Genomic DNA, 13,162 nt, shown 5'->3' on the forward strand with positions numbered 1-13,162 from the left:
GCACTCTTGCACCGCCGTACGATCCCCACCACCGCCGTCCGGGTCACCGAGCTCGGCTTCGGCGCCTCCGTCATCGGCAACCTCTACCGCACCACCAGCGCCGAGGACGCGGCGGCCGCCGTCGACACCGCCTGGGACGCGGGCATCCGCTATTACGACACCGCTCCCCACTACGGCCTCGGCCTCTCCGAGCACCGCCTGGGCGCCGCCCTGCGCGACCGGCCACGCGAGCAGTACGTCATCTCCTCCAAGGTCGGCCGCCTCCTCGTCCCCAACGACCACCCGACGGGCGTCGACACCGAAGGTTTCGTCGTCCGCGACGACCTGCGCCGCCACTGGGACTTCAGCCCCGACGGCGTGCTTCGCTCCATCGAGGAGACGCTGGAGCGCACCGGCCTGGACCGCCTCGACATCGTCTACCTCCACGACCCCGACGACCACTGGCGACAAGCCGCCGACCAGGCCATGCCCACCCTCGCCGAACTGCGCGACCAAGGCGTCATCGGAGCCATCGGCGCCGGCATGAACCAGTCCGCCCTGCTCGCCCGCTTCCTGCGCGAGACCGCCGCCGACGTGGTGATGCTCGCCGGCCGCTACACCCTCCTCGACCAGTCGGCCCTGGACGACGTCCTGCCCGCCGCACAGGAACACGGCAAGGCCGTCGTCGCCGTGGGCGCCTTCAACTCCGGCCTGCTCGCCAAGGACCGGCCCGCCGAAGGCATGAAGTACGACTACCGGGCCGCCCCGCCCGCACTCGTCGACCGCGCCCGTGCCATCGCCGACGTCTGCCAGGCCCACGGCACCACCCTGCCCGCCGCCGCCATCGCCTTCCCCCTCACTCATCCCAGCGTCATCAACGTCACGCTCGGCATGCGCGACCCCGGACAGGTGCGACGCAACGCGCGGCTGCACCAACAGTTCACCCCCAAGGAGCTCTGGCACGACCTGCGCGACCAAGGGCTCCTCCGCGCCGAGACCCCCTTCGCGCCCGACGAGCGGAGTCAGCCGTGTCCCTGACCGACAAGGCGATCACCCAGATCCGCCAACTCATCGCCTCCGGGGTTCTGCCTCCGGGCGCGAAGCTTCCCCCCGAGCCCGAGCTGGCCGCCCAGCTCGGGCTCTCCCGCAACCTCGCACGCGAGGCGGTGAAGGCGCTGTCCGTGGCGCGCGTGCTGGAGATCAGACGGGGCGACGGCACGTATGTCACCAGCCTGCAGCCGAGCCTGCTGCTCGAGGGCCTCGGTGGCGCGGTGGAACTGCTCCAGGGCGATCCCGGTGCAGTACTGGACCTCATGGAGGTGCGGCGGCTGCTCGAGCCCGCCGCCACCGCCCTGGCCGTCGCCCGGCTGTCGGACGACGCGCTGGGCGAGGTGAAGCGGCATCTGGACGCCATGCGCGAGGCGCGCGACGACGTCGAGCGTCTCAACGCGCACGATGTGGCGTTCCATCGCGCCATCGTGGACGTCACCGGCAACGAAACGCTGATCACCCTGCTGGAGGGCATCTCGGGCCGCACCCTGCGGGCCCGGATCTGGCGTGGTCTGGTGGACACCCGGGTGGCGGTCCGTACGCTGGCGGAACACGAGGCGATCTACGCTGCACTGGCCGCCCGTGACGCCGTGCTGTGCCATGCCGCGGCCCTGGTGCACGTCAACAACACCGAGCAGTGGCTGCGGGAGCACCTGAAGTCCACGGAGGCCTTGCCGGTGACGGGATCCCTCGAATGAGGCCGCGGCGTCCACGCCGCCGCAACGGTGGGAGAGGGACTGCCCGGACGGTTCTCCGTCCGGGCAGTCCCTCTGTTCGCCGCCTTCACGCCCGTGTCACTGGGCGGTGAAAGTCCACAGCAGATTGGTGCTGCTGCCGTAGCCCCACTGCTTGGTGACGGAGCCGGAGGCCACGTTCCCGCCGCCGTCCAGGACGAGGCCGGTGGCCCGGTTGGCGATGGTGCACATGCCCTCGCCGCGGTGGGTGACCGTCCACTGCTGGTTGTTGCTGCCGTTCCACGCCGCTTGCTGGGCCGGGGAGCCGTTGGACGTGGCGCCCCAGCCGTCGGCGACCATGCCGTTGGTGCGGTTGACCAGCTTGTAGTAGCCGCCGCCGACCTCCACGAGCTGCCACTGGAGGTTGCGGCTGCCGTCCCAGGTGTACTGCTTGAGGTTGGATCCCGACGCGACGTTTCCCCCGCTGTCCAGGGCCAGACCGTCGGTGACGTTGGTGATGCGGAAGTAGGCGGCCGGATTGAACTGCACCTTCAGGGACGTGATCTGGTCGTTCTGGCCGGTGACCCTGAGGTCGGGGTTGTCGGCGGTGAAGGTCCAGGAGGTGCCGGTGAAGTTGTCACCGCTGTAGGCGACGATCTGGTTCCCGGCCGCCGGCCTCAGGGAGGAGATGCTCTGGGCGTCGAGCCCGGCCAGCTGCAACTGCTCGGCCGTGTAGGTGCCGGGATCGAGCACCGCGTAGTTCGCGGAGTAGTTGACGTCCTGGTAGACCACGGCACCGACCGCCGGCCGCAGCGGGGGGATCTGGCCGGAGAAGCTGAGCTTGAGGACGTAGGCGCCCGCGGTGTACGGCGCCGAGGAGGGCAGGGTCACGGTCAGCCCGGAGGAGTCCTGCGTCGGCGCGGCGAGGTTGATGTAGGTGCCGGCGGTCGAGTCGAGCAGCTTCACCGACGTGAGCGAGGAGAGGTTGATGCGGTCCGAGCCGAGCGTCTTGATCTTCAGTGAACTGCCTGGCCAGCCGAGCACGGTGGCGTACAGCACCGTGTTGCCCTTGCTGCGGGTGAAGCGGATGTCCTGCGCGGTGCCGACGAGCGGGGCGGTGAACGCGCCGCCGCCCATGCGGGTGGGGCCCTCGCCGTACTGCGTCCAGGCACGGGTCTCGTACATCGACTCCCCGAAGCGCTTCAGGTAGTCGCCGATGCCGAGCAGCACGTCCTTCTGACCCTGGGGGATCGTGCCGTCGGCCATCGGCGCGATGTTCAGCAGCATGTTGCCGTTCTTGCTGACCCGGTCGATCAGGGAATGCAGCATCTGCTGGGTGCTGTAGTAGCCGATGCCCTGCGTGTAGCACCAGCTGGAGCTGGAGATGCTGTCGTCGGTGAGCCAGTAGGGCGCGGTCAGGTCGGCCGGGCCGCCGCGCTCGTAGTCGAAGACCTCGCCGTGGCCGTTGAAGCCGTCCTTGTAGGTGGCGACGACCTCTTTGCCCCAGGAGTTGGCCTGGTTGTAGTAGTACGACAGGAAGTTCAGTCGCTGGGTCTCATCGACCTTGTTCAGGTCGAAGTCCTCCCAGAGGATGTCCGGTTGGGCGCGGTCGATGACTTCCTTGAGCTTGTCGTACCAGAGCTGGTTCTCGGCGGTGGAGCCCAGCTGTCCGTAGAGCTTCTTCAGGCTGGGGTCGGTCTGGGCGGGCACGTGGTCGTAGTACCCGTTGAAGTTGTACGCGTGGTGCATCGCCACCAGCAGCTTCAGGTTCTTGGCCCGGATCGCCGTGGTGAACAGCTTCAGCAGGTCGAGCTTGGGGCCCTTGGCGACCGAGTTCCACTCGTTGACCTGCGAGTCCCACATGGAGAATCCGTCGTGGTGCTCCGCGACGGGTCCCGCGAACTTCGCCCCGGCGTCGACGAACAGCTGGGCCCACTCGTCGGGGTCGAAGTTCCCGCCGGCGGACTTGAGTTTGGGTGCGAACTGGGTGAAGTGGCCCGACTTGTCGTTCGCTCCGTTGATGAAGCTGTGGTAGGGCCACACCGAGGGGTCGCCGTAGGTCGCGATGTGGTGCGTGTTGGCGTTGCTCCCGGCGATGTACATGTTGCGGGGGTACCACTCGCTGTCGTACGCGGGAACGCTGAAGACGCCCCAGTGGAAGTAGATGCCGAACTTGGCGTCCTGGAACCACTCCGGGGCGGGCGGGTGCTGGTTCACCGAACTCCATGCGGGCGTGTAGGTGCTGGGGGCGGCCTGCGCGGTGCCGGCGCCGAACACTCCCCCCGCGACGGCTGCGGCGGCCACGCAGGTGGCACCGGCCAGGAACTGACGTCTGTTGATCGAACTGGGCATGGGCCATCCCTGTGACGGACGAAGGCAGACGGGAGAGGTGGGACCGGCGCGACGGCCACCACCCGTTGCGCCGGCCGTTACGGAAGAAGGTCCGTCATGTGTCCTCGCCATGTCAACGGGTGTGCAGGGATGAAAACAGGCTTTCACTTGGTATTTTGTACCGATATAAGCTACCTGCTGCCATTTATCCAACGGCAAACATACAATGTTTCGGGGCCGGAAAGGGCTTCACCGACATCCCGCCACGCACCATGTGGCGGCGGCACATACCGACGGCGGACCCTCGGTGGCCTCCCCGGTATGATCGGCGGCACACTCGACGCGCCGCCCCGGTCACTCGCGCACCGGACCACACCGCGTGCTCACGGAAGGAGCTCACGTTGTCCCTCACAGACAGGGCCATCGGGCAGATCCGTGAGCTCATCCGCTCCGGCGCACTGCCGCCGGGCGCGAAGCTGCCCCCTGAGCCGGAGCTCGCCGCGCAGTTGGGCCTCTCCCGCAACCTCGCCCGCGAGGCGGTCAAGGCACTGGCCGTGGCCCGGGTGCTCGAGGTACGGCGAGGCGACGGCACCTACGTGACCAGTCTCCAGCCCAGCCTGCTGCTGGAGGGACTCGGTGGCGCCGTGGAGCTCCTCCAGAGCGACACGGGCGCCCTGCTGGATCTCATGGAGGTCCGGCGGCTGCTCGAACCGCTCGCCACCGGACTGGCCGCCGCCAGGATCACCGATGACCAACTGGCCGAGGTCAAGGGCCACTTGGATGCGATGCGGGAGGCGAGCGACGACGTGGAGCGGCTCAACGTCCATGACGCGGCCTTCCACCGCTCGGTCGTGGCGGCCACCGGCAACGAGAGCCTGCTCACCCTGCTCGAGGGCATCTCGGGCCGTACCCTGGGCGCCCGGATCTGGCGGGGCCAGTTGGACGACCAGTCCGCCGGGCGGACTCTCGCCGAGCACGAGGCGATCTACAACGCCCTCCGCACCCGCGACGCCGCAGTGAGCCAGGCCGCGGCCCTGCTGCACGTCAGCAACACGGAGCACTGGCTTCGCGAGCACCTGCGATCGAACACCGCACAGGCATAGCGAACGGGGGGCCGGTTCCCGGCCGGGCTCGGCGCCGTGCCTGGCTGCGCCCGTCAGTTCATCAGGCTCCAGTGCTGGTTCGCGCCGCCCGTGCAGGCCCACAGCCGGACCTTCGTCCCGTTGCCGGTTGCCTGGCCGTTGGCGTCCAGGCACAGTCCCGACCGCACTGCTGTGATCGTGCCATCCGGATTGGCGTTCCCTTGCTGATCCGCCTGCCCGCTGCAGTTCCAGATCGCCGCCGGGCTGCCGCTGCCGGTGGACCGGCCGACACCCAGGCACTTGTTGCCGTATACGACCAGTTGATTTCCGCCGGAGTAGGTCCACCGATGGTTGGAGCCGCCGTTGCAGTCCCCAGCTGTGCCTGTGTGCCGTTGGCGGTCGTGGAGTTGTCGATGTCGAGGCAGCGTCCCGACTGCTGACCGGTGATCTCCTGGTCGACGGTGGGTGGCGGAGGCGGCGGCTGGTTCGAGCCGAACCGGGTGAAGAACTGCCACACCGCGGCAGAGGTCCAGGTGCGCCAACCATCACCGGTGGTACCGCCGACGGGGGCGGGGTCGTGGCCTGCTCCTTCGAAGGCGGCCCGGACGACGGGATATCCGGACCTGCATCCGGAGTAGGTGGTGATGATGTGTGTCAGGCTTCCGTAGGCGGGTTCCGGCGAGTTCCGGCGGATTCTGCGGGGTTCGAGCCGTTTTTCGGAAGTGGATGCGGCCCGTGGGGAGGTCGGGATCGAGGCCGATCGTCCCGGTCGTGAGGGCGACGGCTGCCGCGGCCGGCCGGGCTTGTGGTCGAAAGGCGGCCGGGGAGGGGGCGGTCACGGGAGTGTCCGTGTGGGCGTCGCCGCCCCGGCGTTTCGGCAGCCGGTGGTCGCACGCCGGTACGGCGGCGGGGACGCCCTCGATGAGGCGAGCGGCATCTGCGGAGTCTTTCCAGCCATGTGCTTCGCCGGCGATGTGGCCGTCAACGGTCTGCGCGCTCCGGGGATGGGTGGGGTGCCACCGTTGCCGCGGGCGTGGCGGTTGCGCTGCCGCGCGGAGTTCGGCGCGGACATGACGGATCTCCGGGTGGGGGTGAGGAAACCGCACCCCCACCCGGAGACCGTGACCCGAACTGCTTCGTCAGCTCACGGAGAACTGGCTGAACTTCGCGGTGCCGGGCGCTGCGCCGTGAGCGGTGAAGAACACCCCCGCGTCCTCGGTGCTGTTGGCACCGGTCAGCGTCGCGGTGCCCACCGTGGTCCAGGTGGTGCCGTTGGCGGAGTAGGAGCCGGTGACCGAGTCGCCGTTCCTGACGAGGCGGAGCCAGACCGGGGCGATGGCGGTGCTGCCGGTCTTGGTGGTGTTGGAGTCGAGGTAGCCGTCACTGTCGGAGTCCGACGACAAGGTGACGCCCTGGCCCGGCGTGGCGACGAGGACCAGGTATCCGGTGGAGGAGCCGGTGCCGGTGATGTCGTTGCGCAGCATCAGGCCGGCCTTGCCCCAGGCATTGGTGTCGTCCTGGCTGTCGACATGGACGGTGACGGTCGACGACGTGCCCGCCGCTCCCGGCTGGTAGGCCGCGGAGTAGTCGTCGTCGTGTAGCGCGCTCGTGGCCCATGTGTCGATGCCCGCGTTGGTCAGGGAGGTCACTCCCCGGCTCTGGCCCACCGCGGCCGGGATGGAGCCGTAGGCCTTGAAGGGCGAGGTGACGATCCGCAGGTTGCTGAAGGCCGCGCTGCCGACGGTGGTGCTGTGGGCGCTGTGGATGACACCGGCGTCCTGGGTGGCGGCCATGGACGGCAGGGTGACCGCCGAGCCGACCTGGGTGAAGGCGGATCCGTCGGTGGAGTAGTAGGCGGAGACCTGGGTGGCGGTGCGGGTGAGCCGCACCCAGACCGGCGCCTTGACCGTCGAGGACGTACACGACATCTGGTCGAGGTAGCCGTCCGCGGTGGAGTCCCACTGGAAGCACACGCCGTGGCTCGAGGTCGCCGTGGCGACCGCGTATCCCGGGGAAGAGCCGTTGCCGGAGAGGCTGTTGCGCAGGACGACGCCCGCCTTGGCCCAGCCGTTGGTGTTGTCGACGTTGTCGACCCGCGCGGTCACCGAGGTGCCGGCGACAGCGGAGTTCGCCAGGTAGGCGGTGCCGTAGGCGTCGTCGTGCTGTCCGCCCGCACCCCAGATGTCGGCTCCCGCGTCGGTGACGGTGAAGCGGCCGCCGCTCTGGCCGGTCAGGGCGGGAGTGGAGGAATAGCCGCTGTACGGGGCCGTGACGGGGTCCGTGGTCAAGGGCCGGTACTGGGGCTGGATGCCCGCGTTGTCCATGACCGTGCGGGCGCCGGAGGGCCAGTTGCCGTCGGTGACGACCACCGTGCCGCTCACCACATCACCGCGGCCACCGTTGAAGATGTCGGTCGAGGGCGTGGTCGACCAGTTGTCCTGGAGGGTGAGGGCACCGGTGTTGTTGGTGGAGGTGCCGTTCTGGTGGGACCACCGGCCCACGTTACGGAAGACGTTGTTGGTGTCCGTGAAGTTCCTGGATCCCTCATCGTGGTAGAAGCCGTAATAGTTGTTGTTGGTGTGGCAGTAGTTGCGTTCGAAGGTGCTGCCGGGCGACGCCGACAGGGTGTACAGACAGCCGCCGTCGTTCATCTGCTGCATGACGTCGTGGATGTAGTTGTCGGTGATGTGGTTGTTCGCGGCGGTGGTGGGGGGCGAGTAGATGGGCTGGTAGTCGTACAGACCGCGGTTCACGTAGTCCTGGCTGCCGCCCGGGTCGTTGACGCCCCAGCCGTAACCGATGGTCAGCCCCGAGTAGGGCAGGTTGTACACCTCGTTGTGCGACACCGTGGCGCCGTTGACGTAGGTGGCCAGGATGGCCGACATGTCCCGGTAGTCGAGCGCCACGTCGTGAATGACGTTGTTGCTCAGGGTGATGTTCTGGTTGGTCATCCGGCTGTCACTGGGGTGATGCGCGTCCGCCTGGACCCCGCCGACGACGATGCCGCCGCCCGCGTCCTGGGTGAAGACGTTCCCGGTGGCGGTGACGGTGTCGGCACCGAGGCCGACCCCGGTGGCATGGGCGTTGGCGTCCTGGCCGATGCCGAGGCCCACCTGCCCGAGCTGGGTGAACCGGTCGCCGGTGAAGGTGATGTGGTCGGCGGCCGACACCTGGACGGCGGCCGGCATCTGGGCCCAGTGCGGACGGGTCGCCTCGAAGAGCGGGCAGCCGCCCTGGCAGGAGGTCAGCGCGTCGGACGGACGGTCCCAGGTACCGGTGAGGTACGCGCCGGTCTGCTGGCTGGCGTAGCCGTGAGTGCTGGGGCCCAGCCAGCTGGTGCCCGAGAACTGCAGACCCGAGAACGTGATGTGGGTGGCGGGAGAGGCATAGCTTCCCCCGACGTCGACGAGCGACTCAAGCTTCGGCACCTCCACGTCCGCGGTGCTCATGTTCTGCCCGGCGAGCGGCTTGTAGTACAGGGTGCCGGAGCTCGTGTCGAGGTACCACTCGCCGGCCGTGTCGAGGAGTTCGTAGGCGTTCTCGATGTAGAGCGGTGCCGACCGGAAGGGCTTGGTCAAGGTGTCGTAGCCGAAGGTGTTGTCGTCCCAGGACGGCTGATCCATGGTGATGGTGCCGTTGCTGATGCCGGACACCGGGGCGTAGCGGTCGGTGAAGGATCCGATGCCGTGGATCTCCGTGCGGCTCGAGGCGGCCAGGCTGTTGAGGTAGTTCAGCGAGGTGTTGGTGAAGGTGTAGCCGCTGGTGGTCGCGCTCAGGTCGGCGCGGTTGATCAAGGAGCGGGCCCTGGTCGCCAGGACGCCGTCGACGTACAGCTGCCGGGTGTCGAACCCGGTCCCGACGTTGGCCTGCCAGATGTTCTTCGCCGAGTCGTGCAGCGTCCAGCCCGTGGCCCGCCGCGCGCCGGTGATGACCGGGCGGGCGCCCAGCGCGGCCTTCCAGATCACCGAGTGGCCGCCGGTGCCGGAGTCCGCCGCGGTGAAGGTGAGGGGGTCCGTCAGCCGGTACGTGCCGTCGGCGACCTCCACGACGATGTCGCCCGTCATGGAGTTGTTCATGGCCCGGACGTTGATCTTGGCCTGGGCGAGGGAGCACGGCTGGCTGGTCGAGCAGGCGGTACCGGTGCCGCTGGGGGACACATAGAGCGTCGCGGAAGTGGCGGCGAACGCGGGCACGGCCTGGGCGACGACGGGCCCGGCAGAGGCGGTGAGGAGCGCGAGTGCGGCCAGACATGGTCTGAGCCGGTCACGCACTGCGGGGCGGAAGCGGGTTGGGTGCATCTGACACCTTCCGATGGTGCGAGAGGGCACGCGCGGGCCGTCCTCCCACTCATGGGAACAGGGCGGGCCCTGCGGTGATGGCGGAGGTGATACGGCGACGTAACGTAAGTCGTCATACGTATGCCGTCAAGACGTGCCGCGGACATAGATCTGCACCTCAAAGGAAACCCGCCCCCGGCCTGACGGCTCGGGGGCGGGTTCCGGCGCGCGCAAGGGCGCGGGGTGCGCTCAACCGGTGGTGAGACCGGGGCGCGGAATACGGCGGCGGCTCCAGGCCGCTTCGATATGGGCCGTCATGGCCTGCGCTGCACCCTGGGGGTCGCGGGCCAGAAGCCGCTCGGCGACCCGGCGGTGCTCGGCGTTCGCCTGCTCGCAGGCGTGGCCGTCAGGAGTGCCGTTGTACAGGAACGTACTGCGGGCCTGGGTGTGGACGGTCCGGATGATGGAACGCCCCAGCCTGTTCCGGGACGCCTGCATGATCCGGTCATGGAAGAGCACATCGGTCTCGATGAACCGGGCGGGAGTGGCGATCTCCTCGTCGAGGCGGCCGAGCAGCCTCTCCACCTCCCGGAGATCGTCATCGGTGGCGAGCTCTGCGGCCTGGGCCGCCATCTGTGCTTCAAGGGCCGAACGCACACCGACAAGCTGGTCCAGCACGACGAGTTCGTCGTCGTGCTGGACGGTGGCCGCCAGCACGACAGGATCCAGGAGATTCCACTCCTCGGGCTGGGTGACCGTGGTGCCGGAACCCTGCCGGGCCCGAACCAGCCCCTTGGCCTCCAGCGACTTGACCGCCTCACGGACCGTGATGCGGCTGACGCCGAACGTCTCGCACAGTTCGGGTTCGACCGGCAAGGTGGAGCCCGATGGGATGGCACCCGAGACAATGCTGTCGGTGAGGGACTCCACCACCGCATGGGCCAGCCGCGCCGGGCGCCTGGGCCAGGGTTTCAGGGCCGACGGGTCCTCGACGCCGCTTCGACCGCTCTTCGCCATATGGCCCCCTCTCCGCTGTGGACGATCGCCGATTCTACTGCTCCGAACACCTTGACAGCATTCGTATGACGACTTACGTTACACGAAAATTTCGCAGCAGCAGCTGCCGTCGCAAGGGGCAACACCGTGCGCATTGCCGATGTGGAGAGCTATTCCGTCCAGGTCCCAGGAGTCAGTCCGCCGTTCGTCTGGCGTGACGGCCTGCTGGGCAGCCCGCCGGACGGCGAGGCCGCGGTGCTGCGCATAGTCACCGACGAAGGGGCCGAGGGGGTGGCGATGGCACCCCGCCGGGGCAGTGCAGTCATCCTGGCGAACCTGCTGGACCGCTTCCTGCGCCAGGAGCTCGTGGGCCAGGACCCGCTGCAGCGGGAGTGGCTGTGGCACCGCATGTGGGAGCTGGACCGTACCGAGGAACTGCCCCTCTACCTTCTCGGCCTCGTCGACATCGCACTGTGGGACCTGGCGGGCAGGCTTGCCGACCGGCCGACCTGGCAGATGCTGGGCGGTTTCCGCACCGCGATACCCGCCTATGCCTCCACCGTCACCTACTCCTCGGTCGAGGAGTACCTGGACATCGCCGACCAGGCCCTGGAACTCGGGTATCCCGCCATCAAGCTCCACGCCTGGGGCGACGCACGCCGCGACGCCCGGCTGTCGGTGGCCCTGCGGGAACACGTGGGGGGCGCGATCCCCCTGATGTTCGACGGGTCCGCCGGATTCGACCTCCCCGACGCGATCTACCTCGGGCATGCCCTGTCCGACGCCGGTTATCTCTGGTACGAGGAGCCGATCCGGGAGTTCAGCATCACCGCGTACAAGCGCCTCTCCGACGCGGTGGCAGTGCCCCTCCTGGTCGCCGAGACCTCCGACGGGGCCCACATGAACTCCGCCGACTTCATCCAGGCCGGCGCCGCCACCTTCGGCGTCCGCGCCTCCACCCAACTGCGCGGCGGCTTCACCGGCGCCATGCGCACCGCCCACCTCGCCGACGCCTACCGGCTGCGCGCCGAGGTGCACGGGCCGGAGATCCCCAACCGGCACCTGTGCATGGCCATCTCGAACACCACCTACTACGAGTCCCTGGTCATGGGCAATCCCATCAGCCGCGAGAGCGGCATCGACGCCCAGGGACTCGTCCACGCCCCCACCGGGCCCGGCGTGGCACTGCCCGCCGGCCTGGACTACCCTCCCGCCCTTCAGCGGTTTGTCGACAAGGGGACTTTGACGCCGCCGAAGGCCTGATCCGCCCAGTCCATTGCACTCTCACGATCGCCCCGTACCCGACCCGCCACGCCTTCGGTACCTGGTCCCTCCACACCTCCCCTCTCCGGTGCTTGCGCCGACATCCCGCGGATCTCCGCAGAACGCAGACATGAGGTCAGTCATGAACAGCGACGTTCCCGTCACCTCCCGCCGCCAGGTCAGACGCGTTGCCGGCGCGGCCCTGGGCGCCGTCTCCCTTCTCGCACTCGCTGCCTGCGGCAGCGCGGATCCCGCAGCCTCCGGGGCGTCCTCCTCCCCCGCGACCTTCAAGCCTGTGAAGCAGGAGGAGGGCAGCCAGATCACGGTCTGGGCGGACGCCGCCCGAGTCCCCGGCGTGCAGGCCTATCAGAAGGCTCACCCGGACGTGAAGATCAAGATCGTCACGTACAGCGGGGACGCCAACGGCGCCAATGACCTGCAGACAAAGGTCCGGCTGTTCGACCGGAGCGGCAGCGGCTGGCCGGACGTCGCCTTCAGCGCCAACGTCAACGACGGCAGTTGGACCACTCAGGGCAAAACCCCCTTTGCCGCCCCGGTCGACAAGGGCCTGATCCCCCAGTCCGCCCTGAACGGCTTCGCGGACGGCGCGCTGAACCCCTGCAAGGTCAACGGCACCACCTACTGCCTGCGCAACGACCTGGCCCAGAACGTGCTCTGGTACAACAAGAAGCTCCTGGACAAGTTCGGCTACTCCGTCCCGACCACCTGGGAGGAGTACGAGGCACTCGGCAAGAAGGTCGCCGAGGAACACCCCGGCTACCTGGTCGGAACCGCCGGGGACGCCTGGAGCCCCGAGGTGTACTTCTGGGCGAGCCAGTGCCCTGCCAGCTCAGTGACCGACGCCAATAAGGTCAAGGTCGACCTGCAGGACGCCAAGTGTACCCGGATGGCGAAGTTGCTCGACGGGCTGATCGCCAAGGGCTCGGTGTCCAAGGACACCGTCTTCAGCGCCGGCTTCATCAAGAAGGAGGCGAGCAAGGTCCTCCTGCTCCCCGGCCCTTCCTGGTACGGCCAGGTGCTCTTCAACTCCACCTTCAAGATCCCCAAGGGGCAGATCGCCGCCGCCTCGCCGCTGAAGTTCGAGGGCGACGCCAAGAACTACACCGGCAATGTCGGCGGCGGGCTGTGGTTCGTCTCCTCCCACAGCAAGAACCTCAAGGCGTCCGCCGACCTGGTCACCTGGATGACGACCTCCAACGAGTACCAGGCCACCGCGGGCACCTACCCCGCGTACAAGGAGGCAGCCGTCGCCTGGCTCGCCGGCCAGAAGAAGACCGGCTACTTCGCCCAGGACGTCGGCCCGGTCTTCCAGGAGGCGGCGGAACTCATCTGGCCCGGCTGGTCCGCCACCCAGTACAGCCAGGAAGCGATCTACTCCTCCACCGTGGTCCCGGCCCTGAACTCGGGCAAGACCCTCACCGACACCCTGGGCACCTGGCAGACGGCCATCACCGACAAGGCCAAGTCCCTCGGATACACCGTCAACTAG

The 13,162-nt window shown here is 68.5% G+C and carries 9 protein-coding genes; 5 read left to right on the forward strand and 4 right to left on the reverse strand.

The genetic code is table 11. The features are described from left to right. Window positions 1-6: 6 nt before the first annotated feature. Window positions 7-1,017, forward strand: coding sequence for an aldo/keto reductase (locus ACFY6U_RS05700; RefSeq protein ID WP_390035267.1), 1,011 nt, complete (start codon window positions 7-9; stop codon window positions 1,015-1,017). After that, complete coding sequence (locus tag ACFY6U_RS05705) at window positions 1,008-1,727, forward strand: FadR/GntR family transcriptional regulator (RefSeq protein ID WP_390035268.1); 720 nt, start codon at window positions 1,008-1,010, stop codon at window positions 1,725-1,727. The genes ACFY6U_RS05700 and ACFY6U_RS05705 overlap by 10 nt, the downstream gene beginning before the upstream one ends. A 96-nt stretch (window positions 1,728-1,823) precedes the next feature. Here the strand turns inward: ACFY6U_RS05705 and ACFY6U_RS05710 are convergent, their stop codons facing one another. Continuing rightward, on the reverse strand, window positions 1,824-4,055 hold the full coding sequence (locus tag ACFY6U_RS05710; protein ID WP_390035269.1) for an alpha-L-fucosidase: 2,232 nt from the start codon (window positions 4,053-4,055) through the stop codon (window positions 1,824-1,826). A gap of 380 nt (window positions 4,056-4,435) precedes the next feature. Here ACFY6U_RS05710 and ACFY6U_RS05715 point away from each other — a divergent pair, with 380 nt between their 5' ends. Next, entirely contained in the window at window positions 4,436-5,137 is a 702-nt protein-coding gene (locus ACFY6U_RS05715) for a FadR/GntR family transcriptional regulator (RefSeq protein WP_093507491.1), read from the forward strand. Between the two features lie 53 nt (window positions 5,138-5,190). Here the strand turns inward: ACFY6U_RS05715 and ACFY6U_RS05720 are convergent, their stop codons facing one another. From ACFY6U_RS05720 to ACFY6U_RS05730, 3 genes are all read right to left on the reverse strand, one after another. After that, complete coding sequence (locus ACFY6U_RS05720; protein WP_390036508.1) at window positions 5,191-5,631, reverse strand: ricin-type beta-trefoil lectin domain protein; 441 nt, start codon at window positions 5,629-5,631, stop codon at window positions 5,191-5,193. Window positions 5,632-6,255: 624 nt separating this feature from the next. Beyond that, entirely contained in the window at window positions 6,256-9,414 is a 3,159-nt protein-coding gene (locus tag ACFY6U_RS05725) for a DUF1349 domain-containing protein (protein WP_390035270.1), read from the reverse strand. Between the two features lie 228 nt (window positions 9,415-9,642). Then, the gene (locus ACFY6U_RS05730) at window positions 9,643-10,410 is read right to left on the reverse strand and encodes a FadR/GntR family transcriptional regulator (protein ID WP_390035271.1); all 768 of its coding nucleotides are present in this window, start codon (window positions 10,408-10,410) and stop codon (window positions 9,643-9,645) included. A 126-nt stretch (window positions 10,411-10,536) separates the two neighbouring features. On the opposite strand from ACFY6U_RS05730, the gene ACFY6U_RS05735 reads away from it, so the two are divergent. Beyond that, window positions 10,537-11,652 carry an enolase C-terminal domain-like protein gene (locus tag ACFY6U_RS05735; RefSeq protein WP_390035272.1) on the forward strand — a complete coding sequence of 372 codons (1,116 nt, stop codon included), beginning with the start codon at window positions 10,537-10,539 and terminating at the stop codon, window positions 11,650-11,652. Between the two features lie 142 nt (window positions 11,653-11,794). Beyond that, on the forward strand, window positions 11,795-13,162 hold the full coding sequence (locus tag ACFY6U_RS05740; protein ID WP_390035273.1) for an ABC transporter substrate-binding protein: 1,368 nt from the start codon (window positions 11,795-11,797) through the stop codon (window positions 13,160-13,162).

Origin of the sequence: Streptomyces sp. NPDC013157, assembly GCF_042899865.1 — a bacterium.
In the GTDB taxonomy this organism is placed as follows: domain Bacteria; phylum Actinomycetota; class Actinomycetes; order Streptomycetales; family Streptomycetaceae; genus Streptomyces.